Here is a 24,865-nt window from a genome sequence, read left to right as displayed (position 1 = left end):
CCACAACTCCAGCGTCGTCTCGATCGAAGCTCCCGCCATCCCATGACCCCCGAACCGAATCATGGTGGCTCAGTGAGTCAGAAACCGTTAAAATACGCAACTGTAATGCTAAGCGCTTGGCAATCGAACGCCGCGAGGCGTAAGTCTCAACAGACCCCATGTCGGCGAGCGCGAAGCGGCCCCACAGCGATGTCGCAAGGGCGTAACTGGCTGCGTCTTCGCTCTTGTCACGCTCTTTGGTGCCGCCCAGGTCCATGGCATCACCTTGATGCATCGGAGGCATCGATGCCGGTGAGTTCGGCCGAAAGCGTCCAGAGCCGCTCGGCCTGATCGGGATCGGCGGCGTAATCTCGAACGCCGACGAACGGTTCATTTGCAGTCTCGGCGCGCACGGCAATATCGCAATCCTCGCAATAGAGACCGACAAGACCGTCGAGCATCGGCGAGGTCGCGGCCCATACTTGCGTCGCTGCGCCTTGGGCTGCCGTCTTGAAGGTCGGGTCGGCTGGCGCACCACTCGCGTCGAGCCAGCCCTCGGCGATCATCTCCGCCTGCGCCAGATGCCGCTGGAGCGGCGTGAATATCTTTCCGGGATGAAGCGAGAAGGCCTGCACGCTGGCCTCGCGCCCAAGCCGGCCGAGATGGACGGCGAATAGCGCATTCGCCGTCTTCGACTGGCCGTAGGCGCGCCATTTGTCATAGCCGCCAACAAAATGAAGGTCGTCCCAACGGATTGGCGAATTGTGGTGGCCGGCCGAAGAGACCGAGATGACACGTGCACCACCTTCGAGCAGCGCCCAAAGCGCGTTTGTCAGCGTGAAATGCCCGAGGTGATTGGTGGCGAACTGCGCCTCCCAGCCTGGTCCTACCCTCGCCTCCGGGCAGGCCATGATGCCGGCGTTGTTGATCAGAATATCGATGTGTTGGCCACCGGTGAGGATGTGCTCGGCGAAGGCGCGCACGCTGTCGAGGTGCGACAGGTCCAACGGCTCGACCGTCACGCCGACGATGTCCTTCGTAGCTGCCGCCGCTGCCGCTGGATTGCGCGCGGCAACGATGACCTGGGCTCCAGAAGCGGCAAGCGCCCTCGTCGTTTCCAAGCCGAGCCCCGAATGGCCTCCGGTGACGATCGCGCGCTTACCGGTGAGATCGATATTGGCGAGAACATCCGTCGCGGTGCTTCTTGCCCCAAAGCCGGACCCGAGTGGTTTCTGATTGTCGATCATGGTGTCTCTCCGAGAGGTGCGGTTTCGCCCGCACGTTTGCTCTCGTGAAAGATGATCCGTGGTGTCCGCACGATCCATGCCGTATAGTCCACTTTCCTTCTCGATCGTCTGGATCTTCGTCGTGGACCCCTTGTCCGATGTTCTGTCGCTTCTGAAGCCGAAAAGCGCGATCAGCGCGGGCCTCGACGCCGGCGGTGAGTGGGCGATCCGCTTTCCCCCACATGAAGGCATCAAGTTCAACGCGGTCATGCGCGGAGCCTGTTGGGTTCAGGTCGATGGGGAGCTGGAACCGCGACGGATCGAAGCCGGCGACTGCTTCCTGCTCACGCGCGGCCGACCGTTCCTCTTCGCGACGGACCTCGCATTGCCCCCGATCGAATCTCCCACCATCTATGATCAGGCTGTCGACGGCATCGCGACCTGCAACGGCGGCGGCGACTTCTTCCTGATCGGCGGCCGTTTTTCTTTCGACGGCGATCATGCCGGAATGTTGTTCGGGGCGTTGCCAGCCATCGTTCATGTGCGTGACGCCTCGAACCAGGCTGCCGTTCTGCGCTGGTCGCTGGAGCAACTGGCTGCGGAACTGAAAGATCGACCTCCAGGTGGAATGCTGATGGCGGAGCACCTCGCCCAGATCATGCTCTTGCAGGTCTTGCGGCTCTGGCTCGCCTCCGGGACGGACAAACCCGCCGGATGGTTGTCGGCGCTGTCCGATCCTCGGCTGACGAGAGCGCTCGGCGCCATGCACGCCGAGCCCGCTCGCCACTGGACGCTTGCGGAACTGGGAGCCATCGCCGGCATGTCGCGCAGCACGTTCGCAGCGCGTTTCCGAGAAGCGGTTGGACAACCGCCCCTGGACTATCTCATCCGCTGGCGCATGGTACTCGCGGCTGAACGGCTCAAGCGAACGAACGACAGTGTCGGGGAGATCGGCTTTTCCATCGGCTATGAATCCGAAGCGGCCTTCAGCACAACCTTCCGGCGGGTCGTTGGCTGTGCGCCGGGAAAGTTCCGACGAGACGACGCTCCCTGAATCTTTTCTGCCGCGCGCCGTATCCGCTGACCGCTCTCCGATAAACGGGTCGAAGTCGAACTTGCGTGTCATTCCACGGGAGGAATCTCCGCCTCCCGTGCCAAAGCAGCTTGGACGGACGCCCGCGCGCCGATCCGTTGCATATGGCGAGCGGTCGCCGGCCAACGGTCGAGATCAATCGAAAACCCCTTCATCCAGCCGAGCACGGTGAAGAGATAGGCGTCGGCGACCGTGAAGCCGTCGCCCACCAGATAATCCCGAGATGCGAGGTTCACCTCGATGAAGTCTAGGCGCCGGAACAGCCGGTCCCGGAAGATCGCTAGCGCCTCCTCTGGCAAGGCTCGATTGAACAGCGGGCTCGATCCGGCATGGACCTCGCTGGTGATGAAGTTGAGCCATTCCTGGAGCCGAACCCGCGCCAGCGTACCGGCGGCCGGAGCCAATGCCGCCTCTGGTTTCAGGTCGGACAAATACTGAACGATGGCCGGCCCTTCGCTCAGAACCTCGCCGGTCTCGAGTTCGAGTGCCGCGACATAGCCCTTCGGGTTGATGGCGAGGAAGTCCTCTCCCATGGATGTGCGTTTCGTCCGATTGTTCACGCGGACCAGCTCGTAGGGCAGTCCGAGTTCCTGAAGCACGATGTGCGGCGAGAGCGAACACGTGTCGGGCGCGAAATAGAGCTTCATCGTCGGGACCTCGCGGAGGGGATAGATCGCCGCCCACATTGGCAGGTCCCCTGAAATAATAAAAATTACTCCCATATTTTCTTGGTATAAGCTTGCCTACTATGAACCTGACCCAACTCCAGAGCCTGATCGCCGTCGCCGATGCCGGCAGCTTCACCGCAGCCGCGGACAAGCTCGGCGTCACCCAATCGGGGATGAGCCAAGCCTTAGCCGCGCTCGAAGAGAGCCTGGGAGTGAAACTGCTCGTCCGCCAGCCACGGGGCGTCGCGTTGACCGCCTTCGGAGAGCGCGCGCTCGACCATGCGCGTACGGCGCTCTCGCATCTGGAGGCGATCGAAAGGGAGGCAATGGCGCTGATCGGCGAAGAGACCGGCGCCATCCGTCTGGCGGCCTTCCCGAGCGTATTCGCCACGCTCCTTCCGCCTTTGCTTCGGCGTTTTCGCACGCTCCATCCGGGCATCGATCTCGTGCCGCTCGAAACCGACGACCTGGAAGTGGAGGCATGGCTCGCGGCGGGATCGATCGACCTCGGCGTCGTTCTCAACCCGTCTCCTGCCAGAAATGCCGTTCCGCTCGGACGGGATGCCTGGGTTCCGATCCTGCCGGCGGCGCATCCCCTGTCACGGCGACCTTCGGTCTCGTTGGCCGAACTGGCAGCCGCGCCCTTCGTTCTCGCCACCGGCGGGTGCCATACGAACGCCCGCTCGCTTGCCGACGCGGAAGGATTGACGCTCCAGAACGTTGAGATCGAGGTGCGCGACTGGGCGAGCGCGATTGCCCTGGTTCGGGAGGGCGCGGGCGTTAGCCTCGTGCCGAAATCCACGTTGCCGGAACAGCGCCGCGGCTTCCGGGTTTCGAAGCTCGCTTCGCCGTTGCATCGCGAGTTCGGACTCGTCGCTTCGCCAATGCGGCCGCTCTCAAGGGCCGGAAACCTGTTCGTCGAGGTGGCACGTCGCTCGGCCGCGCCGACCTCGCCATAGCGCAGGACGATCGCGCGGGCTCATGACGGCTCTGACGCGATTTTTCGTCGCAAGCCGGCTTGGCGAGGACGGTAAATTGCTCATGCCCGCAGGCGGCGATGCGGCCCCCCGCTCGGGCCGTTCCTATCAGAATCGGTTATTGCGCGGAGCGCCGCCGCGTCCCAAAGAAGACTGACGTTTCTGTTGGTATCGAAAAGCGCTTCCAATATTCGTGGGTCGAACGCAAATCCTGGGCCGGCTCTTTGTATAGTACGCATTCGCGCCAAAGCGCTGTCGTTGGTCTCCTCGGGCTTATAGCTTCGTTTCGAACGAAAGGCGTCATACACATCCGCCACGGCGGTAATTCGCGCCGCGAGTGGGATTTCGCTTCCGACGCACCCCTTGGGATAGCCCGAGCCATCGAATCTCGTATGATGCCATCGCGCAATATCGGCGGCCAAAGCGCCGTCTGGAGCCGATGAGGAGGCGAGAATATCCGCGCCGCTCTCCGCGTGCGTTTCGACAATCGCGCGCTCGTCGGATGTTAGGACGTCCGGAGACATCAAGATTCTGGTCGGCACCGCCAGTTTCCCGAGATCGTGAAAGTAAGCGGCTCGAGAAAACTGAGCGGCACTCGCTTCATGGCCGATGACGGACGCGAGATGCGCGACCAGAGCGCTCACCCTGTATGAGTGGAAAGCCAGCCCGAGCCCCGGCGTAGATTGCTCCGACTCCGCTATTCGCCTGGACAAATTCGAGAAAGCGTCAGTGGGAATCGAGCACAAATCACTCTCGGGACGCATTAAGTTCGGCTTCCTTCCATGGGTTCGATAGTTTTCTAACGCCCATTAAATGCGGCAATGCGACGAATGTGAGGCAATGAACTATGCTTTACTCTATAACCCGTAAATTCTGCTGGCGGCATAAGCACGGAGCGACGAAACGCGGCAGAGAGTTTTTTATTTTATTCACATTCTATTTACCTTTGAGCATTTTCTTGCCGGCGCCGAAAGTCGTTCTGGCAACGCCCCTGTGTTGTACACGGCTCCAGACCGCTGGAAGGCGCTGAGGCTCGACCGCGCTTACTTTCAGCCAGGTGGGTATGTCGGCTTTCTGCGTAACCGGTCGTCCGCCCGGCGGGCGGGATCCGGCTGCAATGGGTCAAACTTTCACGTTCGTTTACTGTAAGGATGCGGAGGAGCGGACGTTCGAGCCGAGGTGCCTCCGCTATAAGCCTATTGCCTCACCTTTCGCCCCTTAGCAAGCCGATGGCCGCGCCCAAAAGGCAGAGCGCTGTCATGTAATAGAAGGGCGCCGTGGGAAGGGCGCGCTCTCCGACCAAAAGGGCCATCAAAGGCGGCGTCGTTCCGCCGATGACGGCATAGGCCGTGTTGTAGGACAAAGCGAATCCCGTGAATCGCAGTTCGGGCGGGAAGCTGCGGATGATCAGATAGGGGGTGAGCGTGATCGTCCCGATCACGAAACCGCCGATCGCATAGAGATGCAGACTCCATGCGCCGCCATTACCGAGGGAGAAGCCGAGCGCGGCGACAACCGCCGCCATCGCAGCGCCGCCGATCGCATAGGCTTTCCCGCCGCCGATGATATCCGTCACGCGGCCCACGAAGACGCTGCCGAGGATCAGTAGCGTTATGGACCAGCAGTTGGCGGTGAAGACATCCGCCGCCCGATAGTCGAATTGCGACTGAAGATAGGTGGGCAAATAGAGAAAATAGGTCACGAAGACGCCGGCGAATACACAGGTCGCGGCCATGGAGACGAGAACCTCGGTCTTGCAGCGCGTGAAGACGAGCGAGATCGGCAGTCGGGCGTCAGCGACACGCCGCTCGCGAAGCGCCTCGAAGACCGGCGTCTCCCGCAAATGCTTCCTCAGATAGACCGAGATCAGGCCGAAGACGCCGCCGAGGATGAAAGGAATGCGCCAGCCCCAGGCGACGAGATCATCTGCGCTCAGGCTTGCCGTCAGTATTTTGGCGGTGAGCGCGCCCATCAATATTCCGCAGCAAAGCCCGCCCATCAACAGGCCGCAGGCGAAGCCCACCCGGGATTTGTGGACATGCTCGGCGCAGAAGATCCATGCGCCGGGCACTTCTCCGCCCACCGACAGCCCTTGCAGCAGTCGGCAGAACAGGAAGAGGAGCGGAGCGGCGAAGCCGATCGTCTGGTAATCGGGCGTCAGGCCGACCAGCAGCGTGGGAAAGGCCATCAGGAAGAGGCCGAGCGCGAACATTCTCTTGCGGCCGACGCGGTCGCCGAAATGCGCGAAGACGACGCCGCCGATCGGGCGCACGAGATAGCCGGCGGCGAATATGCCGAAGACCTGTAGCTGCGAGAGCCATTGCGGGCTGTCATGCGGGAAGAAGACCGCAGCGAGGGTCTTGGCGAAGAAAACGCCGACGATGAAATCATAATATTCGAGCGCGCCGCCGAGAGACGCGAGCGCCAGCGTCTTCGCCTGTTCACGAGAGAGACCGCGCAACGCTTCGATTTCGCCGGACGCCAGAGGACGGGTTTGGACTGTCATGGGTCTGTTCCGATCAATCAATGTCGCGCGCCGCGCTCGAAGGCTTCGTCGCCGTCACCAGCATATCGACGCCCTCGCGATAATTGGATCGCACATCGGCGAAGCCGAGAGCGCGCATCGTCGACAGAGTCGCCGAAGAATACATGAGACGATCGGCGGACTCGTCGCTGAAGAGATGCAGGATCCAATCCTCAAGGAGATCATAGCGCTTCGCCTCGCCAAAGACCTTGAACCAATTGCGGACGTCCGCCCGGGTAGATGCGAGCTGAAGATCGTGATCATCCAGCGCGAAACGATCGCCATTGACGAACAGGCCGCCCGGCTCGAGAACCCGTAGGATCTCCGCGAAGAGCTCGCGTCTGTAGCGATGATCGAAATTATGGATGGCGTAATTGGAGGCGACGATGTCGACGCTCGCGTCGGGCAGCGCTCTCAGATAGACGAGCGCATCGCTCTCGATGAATTCGACGCGGCCGGCGCGGGCATAGGAGGCGAGATTTTCGCGCGCCTGATTCAACATCGCCGGCGAGGCGTCGACCGCCAGAAGGCTCAGATCATCACGCTGCGAGAGCAGCGACCGCGTGCTGGTTCCCGTGCCGCAGCCGATCTCCAATGCCCGCAGCGCGGCGCCGGGCCGCCAGGCTGCGACAGTCGCGCCGAGATTCGCTGTCACCGTCACGATGTTGGGGCAGATCATCGGGAGGAAATCATATTCCTCGCCGATAGGGCCGGTAAAAAGATTGTCGTCGCCCGCCGAAGCCATGATCGTCGTCCCTTTTGCCCGTCTGCTTTTGCCGCAGGCTCCTCCCGATGTTTTTTCTGCCCGATCGCGGTGAGCCAGGATGCTCGTTCGCGAGCCGTTTCGATATCGGCTCCCCATTGGGAGGAGTCGACATCCATTTCATCGGTTGATAGGATCATCCTATGTTTATCTGCCGCCGTCAAGCTCGCGACCGCCCCGTCATCGACTGGGGAGGACCGGCGTCTTCTGATATGAGGTCGAAAATGTCGTCCCCGACCACGATTCCGCAGGCGCCTCGGCGTTCGCTCGTCGAGTCCACGATCGATCTGATCCGCGCTCAGGTCGAAAGCGGCGCTTGGAAAGTCGGCTCGAAGATCCCCAACGAGCAGGAGCTAGCCGACATGCTCAATGTGGGCCGGAACACGGTGCGCGAGGCGATCCGCGTTCTCTCCCACGCGCAGGTTCTCGAAGTCCGCCAGGGCGACGGCACTTATGTGCGAACGAATGTGGATGCGGCCGAGACCATGCTCCGGATCGGCCGCTCCAGCCTGCGAGAGCATTATGAGCTGCGGGCGATGCTAGAAGCCGAGGCGGCTCGGCTCGCCGCGATGCACCGCTCGGAGGCCGACGTCGCATTCTTGAGAGAGCTGCTGAGCCGGCGTGGCGAACGCAGGGATCATGCGGCGCGCGAGGATTTCGTCGACGCAGACATTGCGTTCCATGGAGCCATCGCGCGCATGTCTGGCAATGCGGCGCTCGCCGAGCTCTATCGCTATTTCGCGGGCTCCGTGCGCGTCTATATGTCGGAGGCGCTGGACGAAGGCGACCTCCCCAATCCAGGGCTGGACCTCCATGCCATCATCATCGATGCGATCGAGCGTCGCGACGGCGACGCGGCGGCCGCAGCGGCGCGCGCGGTGGCGACTCCCGTGATCGTTGCGCTTTCGACGGGCGGGGCGGAGCTCTCGAAAAGGTGAATATGCTTCGGGACGAGCGGAGATTGATGTTCCGCGGACTCTGTACGCTATCGAGCGCTGCGCCCAGAGCGATGGCAAGGTCCGTTCCAGGGCATAACACCGCGTTCGCCATCCCCAGCGAGGAGGACGCGCCATAAGCCGACCTTCCGCACAAAGAGGATGAACTAAAGCGTATTCTGCGATGTTGCGTACCATCGGCGCATCCGAATCTCAGGCGGGCATTCTCCAAATTCACGAGTTTCGGTGAGTGCGTTTGTTGGAGGCTTCGTCGATGCCGCGGCTCGTGGCGATGTCGCCACACGTTGATGGAACGCGGACACGAAGGCCTACCCCTCTTTCGTCTCAGCGCGGTACTCCAATATATCGCCGGGCTGGCAGTCGAGAACCTTGCAGATCTTCTCGAGCGTGTCGAAGCGCACGCCCTTGACTTTTCCCGATTTCAGCAGGCTGACGTTGGGCTCAGCGATGCCGATATGCGCGGCGAGATCGCGCGAGCGCATCTTGCGCTTGGCGAGCATCACGTCGAGGTTGACGATAATCGGCATCTTACACAAACCGCTCATGCTCGTCGACGAACTCGGCGGCGGTCTCGAGGATCACGCTGAGCGCGAACACGCAGCCGCAGAACAGCAGATAGAAAACATCCTGGGGATTGATCCAAGCGTAAGCGGGCAGCTTGGCGAGGAGCTCGGTCGAAATAAGCCCGAAGATGAAGGGGCGCACCCCGATGTTGAACACCGTGGCAGCCAAGCCTGTCAGTGCAAAAAGACGCAACGCCTCCGCCGCCTCGATGGAGAACACGCGTCCGTCGAGATAGATCCCCGTGAGACGCCACAAGCGCGCGGCCGCAAGCACGGCCAGCGCCCAGGTTGATAAGGCGATCGACGTCGAGGACCAATAGCCCAGAGCGGATACGCTCTCAGGGTCCAGGCCATAGAGCTTGTGCATGGTCTCCAGACTGTCGGTGCGATGGCCCCAGTTCCAGCTCGTCAGCCCGAGTCCGAAAACGACCCAGGCCGCAGCGACGAGGCGAATCGAAAAGCAGGCCCAACGCAGCTTCGCATTGAGTGCGACGAGCTCCACGGATGGCGGTGGGGCGCTCTCATCGATGGCAATGGTCATAACCCTCATCCTTTTTCGAAGATCCCATTGAACGGTTCGACACAGTCGCAAGGCGACCGCGCTCGAAGCTCAGACGAACCGCGCGTGCTCGCTGGCGATTTCCGCAGCGGTCTTGAGAATCACACTGAGCGCCAGAGTGAAGACGCAGCACAGCACGAAAAATACATCAATCGGAGCCAACCAAACATCCATCGGTAACTTGACAATATGCTCGGCCAAGATAAGCGCGGCGGCGAGCGGCAGCGTCGTGAGGTCCACGATCGTGGCGGCGAAGCCCCACAGGGCGACGAGGCGCAAAGTTGCAGCAGCTTCGACTGAAAAGACTCTCCCTTCCAGATAAATGCCCGTGAGCCGCCAGAGCTGGGCGACGGCGATTGCAGCCAACGGGAATTTAAGCATCACGACCGTCACGGCGCTCCAGTATCTGAAATCGGAAACTTCAGCCGGGTCCAGTCCGTAAAGACGGGACATTCGCTCGAGAAGCGCGGTTCGGTCGGTCAAGTCCCACAAAATGATCGCCGGCTCGAAAACGATCAAAACCAAAGCGGCCAGGCGGATTGAATGGCATGCCCAACGCAGCTTTGGGTTCAGTGCGAGGAGCCGCATGGAGTTGATCGGCGCGCTGTCGTGACTCGTGTCGTTGCTCATGGTCGCGATCCTCGTTTTCGCGGAATAGCTCCTGCAAGCCGAAATTAGACGATTTGCGCGTGATCAACAGCGCTCTCGACCGCTGTCCCTTGCCAAACGGGCGGCCCTGCGATCTCCGCCCTCGCACCGAGCAAAATTCGCGACCTTCCATAGCATAGGCGTTGGCCCGGTTACGCACGCGCCGCTCCGGAATACCGTGGGCAGCTCGAAGGGGGCGTTCAAGCTGCGGGCTCGTCGCCGCAGCCGGTGACGAGCAGTCGAGGGACGGCTCCGAGAGCGAGGCGAAGAGCGACCGGCTTGCTCATAATTACGCTCCTCCAGGATCGGATGATCATTGACACGATATAAAATTAATGTCAAACATAATACTATTAACCCACAGCATGGGCAGGAGCCCATCCTGCGAAAAGCCGTCTGGGCGCTCCGCTGCGGCGAAGGCCAAATGATTACTCGAGCGAAGGATACGATATGAAAACCGGGATCATCGTCTGCTGCACAGCTCTGTTTTCTTTCGGCGCAGCGAACGCCGCGGATCTGCCTGCCCGCAAGGCGGAGCCCGACTTCGTGCCATCGCCGGCGCTTTTCTACGAGGGCTTCTATGTCGGTGCGCAAGCCGGATTCGCCGGTTTCGGAGACCGCGTGCAATCGGTGCTTGCGTCGAACAATGCTGTTCTCTTTTCCAAGACCGCAAGTGGCGGCAGCTTCATCGGCGGCGCCCACGCCGGCTACGATTGGCGCTACGGTTCCCTCGTATATGGCCTCGTCGGCGACATCTCGGGCGCCCGCGCCCGCGCCTACACGATCGACCCCATTTTCGGTTATGGCGTACAGAACACGATCGACGGTCAGGGATCGATTCGCGGACGCTTGGGCTTGAACTACGAGCGCGCGCTGCTTTACGTCACCGGCGGTTTGGAACTCGCGCATATCGAGCGGTCCTATCAGGCGCCCCTCGGCTCGATGACCACGAATTGGTGGTCGGTGACGCCGACCGTCGGCGCCGGCGTCGAATATGCCCTCGATACGCGCTGGAGCGCACATGTCGAAACTCGGTGGTTCGGCGGGCACACGCGAGCCGAGGCCGTGAATTTCGCACAGCCGGCGCTGGCGACGCGACACGCACAGGGCGAAGGCTCGCTGACAGCGGGCGTGAGCTATCATTTCGGCAAATGAGCGGCGATCGGGCGCCTCGTAATTAGTGGATTTCGTCAAGATGATGCGGCCGCGCCGCTCGAGGAGGCCCCTTCGGCGCGGCCAATCACAAATAGACTTCGAACCTCGCCTACCGCTCGAGAACTGTCCCCATGGTTTCGAAGCTCGCGATTTTTCTGATCTGCCTGACGATGGCGACGTTCAGCGTCGTCGCCGCCGAGGAAAGTGTAGCGCCGACCGCTCCGCCGTCGGCGCAGCTCAACCTCGTAAAGACGAAGAAAACTAAAGCCAAAGCGGCTGCGCCGCTTTGTCCACGCGGCGGGCAATGGAAGGATGATCCGACTTGTTTCGACTTCAACGATCTGCCGATGCGGGCCAAAACCAAGGGTCACGACGGGAGAGCGGGCAACAGCTCCATGGCGCCGACTCTGTTCTTAAAAGGCCCAGGGCCGGCTCTCATCAACGATCCGAACGTAAAGCCTCCCCGAGGCGGCTCGGTCGGACTTCGATTTCGGTTCTGAGCCAGCCTATCCGGCGACGGCGGATCAACAGCGCGCCGAGCACAATAAGGAAGGCGGCGAAGAGGGCGGGCGCCGATACCCAATCGTGTTCGCTATATGGTTTTGGGGCAACCCAAATCTGGTGACTTTAGGCACCGCGCTGAATTCGATCATTCAGCGGCGAATATATCTCATGAACAGCGGTCTGGAATTTCGTGCGAAATGTTGGCGCGAAAGGGTGGGGCTTTGTCGTGACTCGACCGGAGCCATGGCAAGGTCCGACTTGGGTCACAGTTCCTCCTTCGCCGTCGGGAACGGGGAACTCACGCCATAAGCCGTCACTCGTCGCGGACGACCAGAGGGGCCGCTTTCCCTGGTGTTCGCGGACATTCGTCGCGTCGGATCGCCTGAACACGGACGTTCGAGCGCTACGCGGGCGCGACTATGATGTTGGTCCTCGCCGACTTATCGACGAGCTAGACTGCGCTGCCCCATCAATATGGGACGCTCTTATTCAACCGGGAAACGCGGCGTGCAGCAACGCCATCGCTGTCGCTCTCGAAGCGGCGAGCTCGGCGTTCCATCGCTCCAGAATCTCCGCATCCGGCGCATCGCGACCTGCGAATTGCGCGAGATATTCCGCACGGTCGGCTTGGCGAGTGGAAACAGGGACCGAACCGGCGAGTCGACGCGCCTCCGCGATTCGCTCGGCTTCTTTACCTGTCGCATTGCCGAGCCGAGCCTCTGCGTCGTGGATAGACCGCCAGAGCGACGTCACCTCGGCATGGCGCGTCGCGAAGGCGATGTCGAATAGCGCACGAACGATCCCCGGCCGATGACGTCCGAGGTCGAAGTCATAGTCGAAAATATTCTCGCTGCGCAGGTCGAAAGGATTGATGAGAGCCTCGCTCCTGGTCGGATGATAGGCGTCGGGACGCGCCGGATGCCGTACGCTGTCCGCTTCCAGTAATATTTTCTGTCCGTCGCAGGAGAGGACGAAGTCGACGAAGGCCTTCGCCGTATCGAATTTCCGGGTCGACGAGGTGACGGCGATATTGCTCGGCAGAAATGCGGTGCGCGCTGGATAGGCGAAGGCGATCGGCGCGCCATTGGCGCGAGCCGAGAGCGCCAGGAAATCGATCGTCGACGTCCTCGGCGGTCAGGGCGCGACGTTCGTCTGGCGGCACGGCCTACATCCATATTGGTAGCATCTCGTATTGTTTCGCATATTTCTGACGCAGCGTCACCTGGTTTCGATCCCTTCATGTTTACACTGACGCTTTTCCATCGCATTTGAAGCCACGTCTTCGAGGCTAGCGAAACGCTATCTTCGATTTCATCTTATGTCGTTCTGTTTCGCGTATTGCGCGGCACATTGCGATCTGAAACCCGTCGGAGGTCCCCTATGCCCGTTCCGTCAGAGTCCGCGTCGTTCTCCACTGTGGGCGCGAGCGGGGGAAGCAATCGGCTCATGACAAAACCGAGGCAGGCTTTCGCTTTCATCGGCGGCGCAGCGATTGGCGCGCTCGGCGGGCTGATCGGTCTCGGAGGCGCCGAATTTCGACTGCCGCTGCTCATCGGGCCGTTTCGATTTCGCGCCCTCGAAGCGGTCATCCTCAACAAGGCGATGAGTCTCATCGTCGTCGCGACCGCTCTGCCGTTTCGCGCCGCGTCTGTCCCTTTTGCAGCTGTCGCCTCCAATTGGCCGATCATTCTCAATTTGCTCGCAGGCAGTCTGGTGGGCGCGTGGCTCGGAGCGGGATGGGCGACGAAGCTGAGCTCCCGCAACCTCTACCGAATCCTCGCCGTGCTTCTGGCGCTGATCGCCGGAGCGCTGGTCTTCGGCCATGGCGCGACGGCGACATCCGCACATCTTTCGGGACTATTGCTGATCGTCGCCGGTGTGGTCGCGGGCTTCGGCATAGGGATCGTCGCCTCGCTCATGGGAGTCGCGGGAGGCGAGCTGCTGATTCCGACTCTGGTGCTGCTCTTCGGCGCCGACATCAAGCTCGCCGGCAGCCTCTCGCTCGCCGTGAGCCTGCCGACCATGATCGTCGGCTTCACTCGTTACAGCCGCGACAGCGCCTTTGGCGTCGTGACGCACAACAAGGCGTTTGTCCTCATCATGGCGTCGGGCTCGATAGTGGGAACTTTCATAGGCGGACGTCTTCTCGGGAGCGTGTCGGACCAGCTCTTGATCCCGGCGCTCTCCCTGATTCTCGTGGCATCGTCGGTGAAGGTCTGGCGCCACGAGTAAATCGGCGAGAGTGCCCGCTCTTCCTCAAAACGACGACCTCCTTTCGCCTGGACACGGCAATGTCTCCTATCGGCGCAGCCGGACGTTCGCCGTTCGTATGGCCCCGGTTGCAAAGGGTCGAGTTCCTCGTTCGCCGTCCCGAGCGAGGCGGACCTGGACCGAGCGACTGTCCTCTTTCCTCGGATTTCGCGGACTCTTCGCAGCGTTGGATATCCTGCGGCCCGCTTGAAGGTCTCGTGGCCCGACTTGCTTCCGGATGACGGCCGGCGGGCCCAGCGCGCTCGGCCGCGATCGACGTAGACCGCGACGAGCAGAGCCGATCGCGCCGAAAAGCGGCGCCGCGACTTGAGCCTGCTACTTCGCGCCTTCTGAAGCGAAAGTAGACAGCCAACGATGCAGCTCGGCATAGGCTTTCACCCAGCGAGGCAAGACCCCTACCGTGAACGAAACTCCGACAGCGCCACAATCGGAACGAAATTGTAATCAGCGAAGATCGCCTGCGCACTCGGCGTCATGAGATACAGCGCGAAGCGCGCCGCCGCGGCCTGCCGCTCAGGAGATTTGTCGCGCAGCAACGCCAAGGCGTAATCGGCGCGTATGGCCAACGCCTCCGGGACGGGAACGCTGACGAGTTCGGGGTCGGGGTGAATGTCCCGCCGGCTGCAATAGCCGATGAAAAGATCGACCGATCCGTCGAGAAGGAATTTCTTTGTCGGCGCGGAGCCGCTTTGTGGGACGCCCCGGTTGGTCTGCGCCGGTGGCGGCTCGGGAGGGGCGCCGCCTACGAGGGCGCGCGCTTTTTCGCGGAGGATCTGCTCGGCTCCCCGACGCACGGTCTCGGCTTTGGCGAATAGAGCCATGGCGTAATCGCCGCCCGGATCGGCTTTTGGAGTTGATGTTCCGATTTTCGTCGCTGGATCGAGCATGTAGTCGAGAAGTTGGGCCTGCGTCAGCGGATGATCGGCGCGCGCCGTCGCACAGAGCGAGTTGCTGATGAAGACGACAGGCGGGGCCGCTTTACCTTCTGCGGCGAGGCGCTGTGGATGCTGCCGATCGGCGGAAAGAAAGAGATCGGCTTCATTGCCTCTTTCTATGGCTTCGCGCAGCAGGCCCGAAGGGCCGAAGACCATGGCGATCGTCTCGCCTGTCTCCTGCTGGTAGCGGGCGGCGATCGCGGACAATGCGCCGCCGAGGCTGCCCGCTGCATGAATGTGAATCGGCGCGCCGCCGGGCGCCTCGTCAGCCGAGCATGGCGCGAGCGGCGAAACGAGCAGCGACAGAATGACGAAGCGCCGGATGTGTGAGATCGGCATGTTCAAAGCTCCATCTGCATGGAAAGACGCAAGCTGCGTGGCGCGCCGAGCGCGCCTGTGCCGAAATCCGTGCTGTTGTAGCCGTTCTGGCCGGTCGGCGCGACATTGGCCCAATAATGCGCATTGGCGATATTGTAGACGTTGAGCCGCCATGTCACCGCTCGGTCGAGCAGACGCGTGCTATAGCGCAGGCCGAGATCGGCGACGGTGTATCCGTCGACAAAGGTCGTGTTGGCGTAATTTCCGGGCCGGCTGCTGGCGAAATTGATATTGGCGTTGACGGCGAGCCCCGGAACGAACGGGATCTGATAATCCATCAAAATGTTGAACACTACATGAGACAGGCCAAGAATCTGCTTGTCGTTCGTCAGCGCCGAGCCGGTTTCGTAGAGCCTCGGATTCAGCAGCGACAGGCCCGCGAAGATGGTGAGATCGTCGGTCGCCTTTCCCGACGCCGTCAGCTCGACGCCGCGATTGATCTGCTTGCCGTTGACGCCATAAACATTTCTGACCGTATAGGCATAGGGCCGCTCGATCTGGAACAGGGCCGCTCGCAGATCGATGCGGTCGAGATCGATCTTATAGCCGAGCTCCCATTGTCGGGCGCGGTAAGGCGCGAGGATGGCTCCGGCGTTGGCGACGCCATTGGGCGCCGTGTCGCCCTGCTGGAGATTTTCCGAATAGGTGACGTAAGCGGTCTGATTGCGCGTCGGCTTGAACATCAAGCTCGCCGTCGGGCTCACGCCGCTCGTGTCGTAGGTACTGGTCGTCACGCCGGCTGCGTTCAGGTTTCGCGCGTGAATCCAGCTCTGCGACAGAGCGAATTGCGCCGACCAGAGCTCGTTGAGGCCGATGACGTCGCCGATGGTGATCGATTGCTGAGAGGTCTCGACCGACAAAAAGCGGTTCTTGAAGTCGGGAAAGGAGCGCGCGGCGAACAGGGTCGGATTGGCGAGATTTGCGCTGCCGAGCGTGACCGGGCCGAGCACATAGGGCCGATAGCGGTCCCAAAAAAAGCCATTTTCGGCGATGACGAAATCGTGCGAGAGAGGGCCGGTGAGGAAGCGACCGTTCATTGCGGCCTGATGGCTCAGCACAGTATCCAAGGAAAATGTGGTTGTCGCGGCTGTTGTCGTGTAGTTTCCGAGATTGTCGGTCAAAGTGTTGGTCGGAACAGTCGAGGCGCGATCGTTGGATTGACGCAGCAGCCCCAACGTCAGGCGCCAGTTCTGATCGAAATCATGACGCAGCTTGCCGCTGAAGATCGCCGTCTGATTGTCGTCGCCGCCGAAGGTCTGGCCATAGCCTGGACGAGTCGGATCGGGCGCCGCGGGAAAAATCGTGGCGTTGCGGCCGAGCGCGAATGTGCCGGGCAGATTCTTCGTCACGAAATTGTAGAAGCTGGCGTTGGTTTCGAGAACGGTGCTCGGCGACGCGTGAATGTCGAAAGCGAGGCTCGCCAGCTGCCGCTTCGACTGGCTGCCGTCGACATAGATTTCGCCATTCTGCTCGAGCAGATTCACCCGGTAGCCGAAACGGCGCTCGTCGTCGAGAAAGCCGCCGAGATCGGCGTGTCCGAGCCAAGCGCTCTGAGACAGATAGGAAAACGTGATCTCGCGCAATGGCTTATCCGTCGGCCGCTTGAGCACATAGTTGAATGTGCCCGCTGGATTGGATGGGCCATAGAGTGCGCTCGACAAGCCGTTCAGCACCTCGATTCGCTCGAACTGCTCCAGCGGATAATCCGTCGTCGCCGCGATATTCAACCCGTCGATGCGTGTGTTCTGCACCACGCCCGCCTGCATGCCGCGCGTCTGCGGACGAATGTTTTCGCCTTGCACCGAAGGAATGAGCCGAAAGGCCTCGCGCAGACTGAGCAATTGCTGATTCTTCACGAGATCGGCGGATACGACGTCGATCGAAAGCGGCGTATCGACGAGGACCCGGTCGCCGAACGGTCCTACGTAGCCAGTCTTCACGCGATAACCGCCGTCCACAGTCGCAGCATCCGTTGCCGCGCCGACGCTTGCGGCGATGTCGACGGCCGGAAGCTCGGTCGGCGCATCCTGCGCGCGGACCGCTGAGATCGAAAGCGCGGCAATGCTGACATGGGCGACCAAAATTTGGATCGCGCCGAGCCGTCCATGGTTCCCCAAAAGGAGGATGTTCATCCTATGTCGAGCGCCTCGCCGAAGGGCCTCGATCGACATGGCAACTGTTGCACCCATCCGCATGCGCTCCTCGTTATCTGCGAGCCCTTCGATTCGGCCTCCCGGGCATAAGAAGTCCATTGGTTATGTATTTCAATTACATAAAAAATGCAGCCCGACGAAATTTTGAGCACGATAGTGAGGCGGCGCGATCCTCGGGAATGCGCCTCGAACGGCTTGCGTTCGGAATGACTCTGCGAACGCGGGATGGGCGAGCGGGAATTGTAGGCCAGCGGAGTTCAGCCGACTCTATGCTCGTCGACGACCGCCTCCTTGCCGGCGCTCGTTTTGGCGATCGAGATTACATTGTCGGGGTGTCGTTCAAATTTCGACGCATCTGATTGGCCTATAGAGGCTGTGCGCTGCCTGAGATGATGTGTCCGCATCCGCGCGCTCGCGGCATAAGGAAAGCTATTTGCGCGCGCTTTAGCCTATGCTCGCTTTTTTTAAGTCCGTAGCCCCCCAAAAAGCAGCGACGTCTTCGCGGCGCCGACGGAGCTATTTCGGCTGGTATCGATTAATTTGCGTGTCGTTCCGCGCAGGTGACGAGCGGATCCCGCGATCCCCTGTTGTGGCCGGAAGGCGCCATAATCAGCTGTTCGTCGTGGACGGCGAGACGGTCCGCGTTCTCTGGATTTCGCGGACCTTCGCGCAGCCGGGCCGCCTGGATATAGACGTTCGTATCCCGGTCGGCCAGGCCGAAGATCTCGTGGCGCGGTTTGCTCCCGGACGGTCGCGGCATTCGCTATGCGTGGTCGGCTATACGCGTTAGCGCGCAGCGGCGTCGACGATCGGCGACGGGGGCGTGCGATCGTATGCCGAGCGCTCGCTATGGCTCGCTCTGGCCATGTCTACGCTGGCCGGAAGGCGCCGATTTGGCCGCACGTCTCTTCTTCCACCAGATATAGACTCCCGTCCCGGAGAGCATCATGATTGCGAGCCCCAGGACGCAGACGAAGATACGATAGGGCAGGCCGAAGACGCGCGCCATATGCAGGGCGGCGAGCCAATTGGTGACAGTGTCGCCGCTGCGCAGCCCCGACGGCAGGCTCAACGTCACCAGCTCGCCCGTATAGGCGTCGAAGAGAACGGAAGTCGTCGCGGTGCGTTCGCCGATATCCAGGCTCGATCGCACGCGATATTGAATGAGGCCCTTGGCCGGCTTGAAGTAGAGCGCATCGGCTCGCTCGATGGAAAAGCCACGCTCTCGCGCCTGCTCGGCCATCAGCCGCTCGCCGACGGCCTGCGCCTCCTCCCATTCGAGCATTTTGCTCGCGCCCTCGCGCGGCGGCTGCGCGGGCCATTGCCAGGGCGGCGGCGCATAGTCGAAGACCAGCTTCGTCACGCCGGTGTAGACGCTGTTCAAATTGAAGAAGACACTGGACCAGGCGAAGACGAGCAGCATCGCCCACAGCCACAATCCGCCGGCGCGATGGAGATCGAAATTGATGCGATAGAAGGAGCCGGAGAGCTTGACGAGAAAGGCCGGCTTCCAGCGCGTGAAATAGCCGCGCGAATTGCCGGGGCTCGCGCGCGGCAGCGTCAGATAGAAGGCGACGAAGCAATCGATCGTCCATAAGAGCGCGACGATTCCGAGGATCCAGGCGCCGGTCGAATCCATCGCCAATTGATAGTGCAAGCTATAGATGAAAGGCATGATGTCGGCGGCTCGGGCGGGAAACGCGCCGAGACGGCCGCGGCGGCCGAGATCCTCCCCCGTCACCGCGTCGAGGGTCACGGCGCCGAAGCCGAGCGGCTCGGCGCCCGGCGCCGCCTGCATGGTGACGCGGGCCGCGCCGGATTCGCCGCCGAGATAGACGGCGACCGCGCGCGCCTGCGGAACGAGGCTCTCCGCGCGCCTCGCGAGGGCGGCGGGCGGAAGCGTCTCGCCATGCAGTCCCGGATAGGCCTCCGGCGCGATCCAATGGCTCAGCTCCCCATAGAAGGCGAGCAACGCCCCGGTCAGTCCAACCAGGATCAGAAAGCCCGCCGTGACGAGGCCGACCCAGCGGTGGAGCCAGACGAAGAGGCGACGCGCATCGGCGCGCGTCCGTGTATCGGCGGCGCTTCGCGCCGAATTGGCCGGCGCCTCATCCGCGCCGGTGGAAAGGGGCCGTAGCTCGGTCGAGATTTGCCGCATCTCTTCCTCTCGTTTTCTAGAATTCCACACGCAACGATCCGAGGATCGTACGTCCGTCGCCGGGATATGTGAATAGCCGTCCGGCGGAGTTCGGGAAATAGGTCGTGTCGAGAAGATTCCGGACGTTGACCTGCGCCGTCAGATTCTTCACCCAAGGCAGCGCGCTCGGCTGGAAACGATACATGACCATCGCGTTCACGAGCGTGTAGGCGGGAAGCTGAAAGCTATTCTGCGCGTCGCCTTGTCGATGACCGACGTAATTGAACCCGCCGCCGAGGCTGAAACCTTCGAATTCGCCGTCGGCGTCATATTTGAGCCAGAGATTTCCGGCGTTGCGCGGCACATTCGTCATCCGATTGCCGGTGGTTCCGGAACCGCCGGTCGCCGTGCTGTCCTTGGTGATGCGCGCCTCGTCGTGACTGTAATTCGCGATCACGCTCCAATGCTCGTCGAGACGGCCGGCGAGGTCGAATTCGAAGCCTTCGCTGCGGACCGTGCCGATCGGAACCGCATAGGGCGTGCCGGGAACGGAGACGGTGATATTGGATTTCGTGATATCGTAATAGGCTAAGGTCGCCGTCAGCGCGCCATCCAAGACCGCCGCCTTGACGCCGCCTTCGAATTGCGTGCCGATCTGCGGCGCGAACAGCGGCTGCCCTGGAACAGGGAGCGCATTCGTCGCGCCGAAGGAACGACTGAAATTGCCATAGAAGGAGAGCCAGGGCAGGGGTTGGATCAGCAGGCCCACACGCGGGCTGAACGCCTCGTCATAGGCGGTGCGAAATCCTCGCGACGTCGCGGGATTATAGACTCCGCGCGCCTCTTCGTCGGAAATCGCGCTATTTCCGGTCCCGTTCTCGGCCCAGTCGTAGCGCCCTCCCAGCAGCACATGCACCTTGTCGTCGAAAAAGGAGATGACGTCCTGCCCATAGACGCCTTTCCAGACGAAGACGGTCTTGAAGAAATTATTGTCCGGCAGCTTCACATAATATTGCAGCGGCTCGATGGGGTAATAGATGTTGATCTGCGGAGCGAAAGGAGACGCTCCTGAGAAATTCGACCCACGTTGATGAAAGTCATAGTAGTCGGCGCCCAATAGGACGGCGTTGTCGAATGGGCCGATCGAAAATTTGCCGTTCACGTCGAGATTGGTGGAGAGCGTGGTCAGGACGCGGTCGCCATTGTCGTAGACGTTCCGGGTCGCGACCCCGGTCGTCTCGTTGAGAGCGGAAATACCGATTTGCCGAAGCGTCAGCAGCGCATTCGTATAATAGAAGCGGTTGGTCACATGCCAATCGTCGGAAATATCATAGGTCCAGTCATAGCCGAAGCTGCGGCGTTCCTCGCGCGACGGATTGGCCAGCTCGAGCCCCGGATTGGAGGGGGTGAAGCTCCTCGCAAGCGAAGCCGGCCTCGTCCCCACGGCCGGGATCGGGCGGTCGGGACCGAATATGTGGTTCTGATATTCGAGATCGAGATTGAATCGGAACTGCTCGATCGGATGATAGGTGATCGTCGGCCCGACGAAAGCATTCTGGTCGGTGCGATATTTTTGAATGTGGTCGTTGCGGGAAAATTCGAGATTGACCCTGTAGAGCCAGGTCTTGTCTTCCGTGAGCGGCCCGGTGGCGTCGACCGTCGTTCTGGTCGTGTTCCACGATCCGAACTGCTCCTGAACAGAGACATAGGGCGTCTCGAGCGGTCGCTTGACAACCAGATTCACGACGCCGCCCGGCTCCAGCCTCCCGAAGAGCATCGCCGCAGGCCCTTTCAATACTTCGATCGACTGGAGATTTTCTGTTTCCAGGCTGGTGTTCAGATATTGTCTCAGATTGTTCCGGTAGACGTTCGTATTGTCGATGCCCCGGATCAGAAACTGTTGATAGTTGCTGCCGAAATTGCCGCTGGCCGGGCGGACGCTGCTGACATTGCCGACGATCGCGTCCTTGACCGAGATCGCCTGCTGGTCATCCATCGCCTGGCGCGGCACGACCTGGATGTTGAATGGCGTCTTCAGGATCGACGTCCGATCCTTTCCAGAAACGGTCGCCGTGTCCATGTCGACCGTGTAGCCGGTGAAGCGCCCGCCCAGTCCCGCGCCATTCTGGCTCGAGGCCGATTTCTCTCCGCTTTTGGCGCGCGCGGGCGCCTCGCCGGCGATGTCGATGGTCGGCAGCGCGTCCTGCGCCAGCGCGCGAGAGGATGAAAGGACGAGAGCGAGCGCGCCGGCGGAAGCGCCGCGCAGCAGTGCCGAGCGAAACATGTGAGACCCCTGGTTGTGCGACGCCGAGCGTCGTCTGAAACGGATGGTCGAGAGGCCGGACGGCCTCGCGCTTGCTGGCGGGTCAGGCGCGCGGCGGCGCGCGGGACGACCAGGGTCGCGCCCATCTCGAGGGGCCTGTGGGACGTGGTTCGCGAAGGCGGCCGGATGTCGCCTGCGTGGGGAAGATGGCGACGGCTGCCTCTCCCAGGGCCAGGGTCGGAGCGTCGCCGCGATCACAGCCGAGACAGAAGGCGCAATTGCGATGATGCTTCGCGGGTCCGGCGGGCGCGCCGTCGCTCGTTCGAGCCGAGCAGAGCTCGTTTCGCGTCGCGAGGTCGAAGCCCGCCCCTTTCGTGGCGAATTCGGCTCTCTCGACGAGAAGCCCGCCGCTGGCGATCGAAAGCAGAAGGAGGCAGGCCGCGACATGGGCGAGCCATGTCGTGACGCAAACTCCCCTTTGGCCGCCGCGCCGCATCAGCCGCTCCTCGCACCGCGCTCTTGAGCGAGCGCGTCATCCGCGCAGACTCTTGGACGATCCTATATTTCAGAAATCTTTCGGGAGGGCGCGCCGGCGGAAAAGGTCGCGATGTTGCAGATTTGCCACATGCATTCTTCGAGTCTAGGCTCTCCGCCGAACCTCATTCGGATCGACACGGGAGCGGCGCCCATGCGAATTCTTGTGGTGGAAGATCAGACCGACTTGGCGGCGCAGATCGTCAAGCGCGTCGACCGGGCGGGCTATTCCGTGGACGCCGTCGGCACTCTGTCCGACGCCAGGGCGCTCATCGAGACGCAGCCCTATTCGATCGCCTTGCTCGACCGGCGGCTTCCCGACGGCGACGGCCTGTCGCTCCTTCCATGGATACAGGCGAAGCGGCCGGGCAGCCGCATATTGATGATGACCGCGCTCGATACGCTCGACGACCGCATCGAAGGACTGGATGCCGGCGCCGACGATTATCTCGTCAAGCCGTTCAGTCTCGACGAGCTGATGGCGCGCATCCGGGCGATCAGCCGGCGAAGCGAGGAGGTTCGCTCGCCTCTGATCATGGTCGGCGCTCTCTCCTTCGATCTCGAGTCTCGCACCGCTCTGGTCGAGGGTCGCGCGATCCTGCTGCACCGGCGCGAACGCACGCTGCTCGAAGCGCTGGTGCGGCGGGCGGAGCGCGTCGTCAGACGCGACACGCTCATCAGCGAGATCTACAGCGCCGACGAAGAGATTCAGCCGCAGGCGCTGACGATCCTCGTCTCACGGCTGCGCGCGCGTCTCGACGAGGAGCGCGCGGGCGTCGAGATTCATACGACGCGCGGCGTCGGCTACATGATCGCCGAGAAGCTCGCGTGAGGAAGATGCTTCCGTGAAGAAAATGCAATCGCTCACGACCCGGCTGATCGTCTATCTGCTCTTCGCGCAACTCGTCGGCGCATTCCTTCCCTGGCCCGTCGTCGCCTATCTCGCGTCGGTCGCGGAGCGCTACGGCGGGGCGGACGCGATGCTGGAAATCTACACCTATTTTCATATTCAGGATCTGGTCGCCGATTCACTCGAGACATCCCCGGATGGAGCGGTCCGTTTGACGCCCAGCGAAAAACTGAAGCTCAGGGTGGATCAGGATGCGGATGTGCGCTACGCGGCCATGCCGGCGCGCTCGACCGAATTGGCGCCGGGCTCCTCCCCGGAGCTCTATTCGAAGCTCGTTGCCGCGAAAGAAGCCGACGCGCGCGTCTTTCGCTTTCATACGGAGAGTGGTCCAGAAGCCGGAAAATGGGGCGTAGTGACTTTGGAGCAGACGCGAAACGGTCCCGTCTATATCGCTGCGAGCGGATTCCGATTTCATTGGCTGGACGTCGTCTACTTCATCATCCGAGACAAGTTCTACGAAACGGTCGCTTTCTTCGTCGGCTGGATCGCGTCCTGCTCCATCGTATTCCTCGGTCTTCGACAGGCGCTCGGCTCGCTGCGGCGGGCGGCGAAGGCGGCCGAGCGCATCGATCTCGATACGATGGGACAAGGAATCGCCGCGACGGATGTGCCGACAGAAATCCGCCCGATCATCGCAGCGATGAACGGCGCACTGGCGCAGCTCGACGACAGCGTCGCGCGTATGCGGCGCTTCACCGCCAATACGGCGCATGAGCTGCGCACGCCGCTCGCCGTCATGCGCGCGCGCCTCGAGAACGAGGAACCGTCGCCGCTGAAGAATGATCTGCTTCGCGACGCGAGCCGTCTCCACGCCACGGTGGAGCAGCTTCTGATCGCTGCGCGCATTTCGGAAAATCAGGTGACGACCGACGAGGAGGTCGATCTCTCCGAGACCGTATGTCAAATCGTCGCCGATCATTCTCCGCTCGCGCGGTGCTCGGAGCGCGGTATCGCGGTCGAGGGCGAGGATTGCGCGACCATCGTGCGCGGTAATCGGCGCGCGATCGAATCCGTCGTCGCCAATCTCATCGGAAACGCTTTGAAGGCGGAGCCGGTCGGCGGAACCGTTCTCGTGCGGCTGCGTCCCGAAGGCGAGGTGGAAGTGATCGACCATGGCGAAGGCGTCGCGCCCTGCCACCGCGAGAGGATCTTCGAACCCTTCTGGCGCAAGAGCGAGGCGACGCCGGGCTCGGGGCTCGGCCTCGCCATCGCCAAGGAGCTGATCGCCAAGCTCCACGGCCGCATCTGCGTCGAAGAGACGCCCGGCGGCGGCGCGACCTTCAAGCTGAGCTTTCAGCCGGGAAAATAAGGCGGCCGGCATTTACGCGATGGCGGAGCATAATGCCCGTCGTCTATCGGCGAGCATGGAGGGCGTCACGGTCACGGCGCTCCAGGTGACAGCGGTCATGCTCGAGGCATAGGCTCGTTCCGCCGGTTCAGGCAATGATATCCATTCCCTCAAGGGCCTGATCGCGCGCGTTTTCCCCCAGAGGGCGAATGTCCGCTGACAGCGGAACCTGCCGTTGGCGGTTCGGGGAGAATGGGTCCGTTGAGGGTCGAGTAGGAATTTGCAAGGCTACGTCGCCTTGGCCACAGAACGGCTACCGCAATGCCCCGTTGATCAACCGCGCGAGCCGAGCCCTGCGAGCGCCACCTGCTGCTCTGCGAT

Annotated in this window: 21 protein-coding genes; 8 read left to right on the top strand and 13 right to left on the bottom strand. The window is 61.9% G+C overall.

Annotated elements, in window-relative coordinates; translation table 11 throughout:
- The coding region (locus FMZ75_RS21390; RefSeq protein ID WP_207783509.1) for a hypothetical protein at positions 1-274 on the bottom strand (274 nt) is incomplete at its 3' end.
- Positions 261-1,226, bottom strand: a complete 966-nt coding sequence (locus FMZ75_RS18275) for an SDR family NAD(P)-dependent oxidoreductase (protein ID WP_166144998.1) — start codon at positions 1,224-1,226, stop codon at positions 261-263. The genes FMZ75_RS21390 and FMZ75_RS18275, both read right to left, overlap by 14 nt.
- Positions 1,227-1,347: 121 nt before the next feature.
- Here FMZ75_RS18275 and FMZ75_RS18270 point away from each other — a divergent pair, with 121 nt between their 5' ends.
- On the top strand, positions 1,348-2,259 hold the full coding sequence (locus tag FMZ75_RS18270) for an AraC family transcriptional regulator (protein ID WP_370464753.1): 912 nt from the start codon (positions 1,348-1,350) through the stop codon (positions 2,257-2,259).
- Positions 2,260-2,327: 68 nt separating this feature from the next.
- Here FMZ75_RS18270 and gstA read toward each other — a convergent pair whose 3' ends face one another.
- Positions 2,328-2,984, bottom strand: a complete 657-nt coding sequence (gene gstA / locus FMZ75_RS18265) for a glutathione transferase GstA (protein ID WP_370464752.1) — start codon at positions 2,982-2,984, stop codon at positions 2,328-2,330.
- Between the two features lie 62 nt (positions 2,985-3,046).
- On the opposite strand from gstA, the gene FMZ75_RS18260 reads away from it, so the two are divergent.
- On the top strand, positions 3,047-3,925 hold the full coding sequence (locus FMZ75_RS18260) for a LysR family transcriptional regulator (protein WP_166144995.1): 879 nt from the start codon (positions 3,047-3,049) through the stop codon (positions 3,923-3,925).
- Positions 3,926-4,005: 80 nt separating this feature from the next.
- Here FMZ75_RS18260 and FMZ75_RS22260 read toward each other — a convergent pair whose 3' ends face one another.
- The 3 genes from FMZ75_RS22260 to FMZ75_RS18245 form a co-directional block, all read right to left on the bottom strand.
- A complete protein-coding gene (locus FMZ75_RS22260; protein WP_370464751.1) occupies positions 4,006-4,707 on the bottom strand; it encodes an HD-GYP domain-containing protein in 702 nt (233 codons plus the stop codon).
- Between the two features lie 440 nt (positions 4,708-5,147).
- Positions 5,148-6,449, bottom strand: coding sequence for an MFS transporter (locus FMZ75_RS18250; RefSeq protein ID WP_166144990.1), 1,302 nt, complete (start codon positions 6,447-6,449; stop codon positions 5,148-5,150).
- Between the two features lie 13 nt (positions 6,450-6,462).
- Positions 6,463-7,212, bottom strand: a complete 750-nt coding sequence (locus tag FMZ75_RS18245; RefSeq protein WP_166144987.1) for a class I SAM-dependent methyltransferase — start codon at positions 7,210-7,212, stop codon at positions 6,463-6,465.
- 242 nt (positions 7,213-7,454) lie between these two features.
- Between FMZ75_RS18245 and FMZ75_RS18240 the strand changes: the two genes are divergently transcribed.
- Positions 7,455-8,168, top strand: coding sequence for a FadR/GntR family transcriptional regulator (locus FMZ75_RS18240; protein ID WP_166144984.1), 714 nt, complete (start codon positions 7,455-7,457; stop codon positions 8,166-8,168).
- 326 nt (positions 8,169-8,494) lie between these two features.
- Here the strand turns inward: FMZ75_RS18240 and FMZ75_RS18235 are convergent, their stop codons facing one another.
- The 3 genes from FMZ75_RS18235 to FMZ75_RS18225 all read right to left on the bottom strand — a co-directional run bounded on the left by FMZ75_RS18235 (position 8,495) and on the right by FMZ75_RS18225 (position 9,938).
- Positions 8,495-8,713 (bottom strand): helix-turn-helix transcriptional regulator, encoded by a 219-nt coding sequence (locus FMZ75_RS18235; RefSeq protein ID WP_064032298.1) that lies wholly within the window; start codon positions 8,711-8,713, stop codon positions 8,495-8,497.
- Position 8,714: 1 nt separating this feature from the next.
- Positions 8,715-9,290, bottom strand: a complete 576-nt coding sequence (locus FMZ75_RS18230) for a hypothetical protein (protein ID WP_166144981.1) — start codon at positions 9,288-9,290, stop codon at positions 8,715-8,717.
- A gap of 69 nt (positions 9,291-9,359) precedes the next feature.
- A complete protein-coding gene (locus FMZ75_RS18225; RefSeq protein ID WP_166144978.1) occupies positions 9,360-9,938 on the bottom strand; it encodes a DUF2975 domain-containing protein in 579 nt (192 codons plus the stop codon).
- Positions 9,939-10,406: 468 nt separating this feature from the next.
- On the opposite strand from FMZ75_RS18225, the gene FMZ75_RS18220 reads away from it, so the two are divergent.
- The 3 genes from FMZ75_RS18220 (at position 10,407) to FMZ75_RS18210 (ending at position 13,847) form a co-directional block, all read left to right on the top strand.
- Positions 10,407-11,111: an outer membrane protein gene (locus FMZ75_RS18220; protein ID WP_166144975.1), complete on the top strand. Its 705-nt coding sequence runs from the start codon at positions 10,407-10,409 to the stop codon at positions 11,109-11,111.
- Between the two features lie 131 nt (positions 11,112-11,242).
- Complete coding sequence (locus tag FMZ75_RS18215; protein WP_166144972.1) at positions 11,243-11,611, top strand: hypothetical protein; 369 nt, start codon at positions 11,243-11,245, stop codon at positions 11,609-11,611.
- 1,450 nt (positions 11,612-13,061) lie between these two features.
- Positions 13,062-13,847, top strand: a complete 786-nt coding sequence (locus FMZ75_RS18210) for a sulfite exporter TauE/SafE family protein (RefSeq protein WP_370464750.1) — start codon at positions 13,062-13,064, stop codon at positions 13,845-13,847.
- 434 nt (positions 13,848-14,281) lie between these two features.
- Here FMZ75_RS18210 and FMZ75_RS18205 read toward each other — a convergent pair whose 3' ends face one another.
- The 4 genes from FMZ75_RS18205 to FMZ75_RS18190 form a co-directional block, all read right to left on the bottom strand.
- Positions 14,282-15,160: a substrate-binding domain-containing protein gene (locus FMZ75_RS18205; RefSeq protein WP_166144966.1), complete on the bottom strand. Its 879-nt coding sequence runs from the start codon at positions 15,158-15,160 to the stop codon at positions 14,282-14,284.
- Between the two features lie 2 nt (positions 15,161-15,162).
- Complete coding sequence (locus FMZ75_RS18200) at positions 15,163-17,331, bottom strand: TonB-dependent siderophore receptor (protein ID WP_246729063.1); 2,169 nt, start codon at positions 17,329-17,331, stop codon at positions 15,163-15,165.
- An 868-nt stretch (positions 17,332-18,199) separates the two neighbouring features.
- A complete protein-coding gene (locus FMZ75_RS18195) occupies positions 18,200-19,510 on the bottom strand; it encodes a PepSY domain-containing protein (RefSeq protein ID WP_142863966.1) in 1,311 nt (436 codons plus the stop codon).
- A gap of 16 nt (positions 19,511-19,526) precedes the next feature.
- A complete protein-coding gene (locus tag FMZ75_RS18190) occupies positions 19,527-21,773 on the bottom strand; it encodes a TonB-dependent siderophore receptor (RefSeq protein WP_142863967.1) in 2,247 nt (748 codons plus the stop codon).
- A 667-nt stretch (positions 21,774-22,440) separates the two neighbouring features.
- Here FMZ75_RS18190 and FMZ75_RS18185 point away from each other — a divergent pair.
- Positions 22,441-23,118, top strand: coding sequence for a response regulator transcription factor (locus tag FMZ75_RS18185; protein WP_142863968.1), 678 nt, complete (start codon positions 22,441-22,443; stop codon positions 23,116-23,118).
- 22 nt (positions 23,119-23,140) lie between these two features.
- Positions 23,141-24,505: a HAMP domain-containing sensor histidine kinase gene (locus FMZ75_RS18180; RefSeq protein ID WP_246729064.1), complete on the top strand. Its 1,365-nt coding sequence runs from the start codon at positions 23,141-23,143 to the stop codon at positions 24,503-24,505.
- Positions 24,506-24,865 lie beyond the last annotated feature (360 nt).

Origin of the sequence: Methylosinus sp. RM1, from assembly GCF_011378635.1 — a bacterium.
In the GTDB taxonomy this organism is placed as follows: Bacteria; Pseudomonadota; Alphaproteobacteria; order Rhizobiales; family Beijerinckiaceae; genus Methylosinus; species Methylosinus sporium.
The sequence above is the reverse complement of the archived record's forward strand: the minus strand, read 5'-3'. Positions and strand labels throughout refer to the sequence as shown.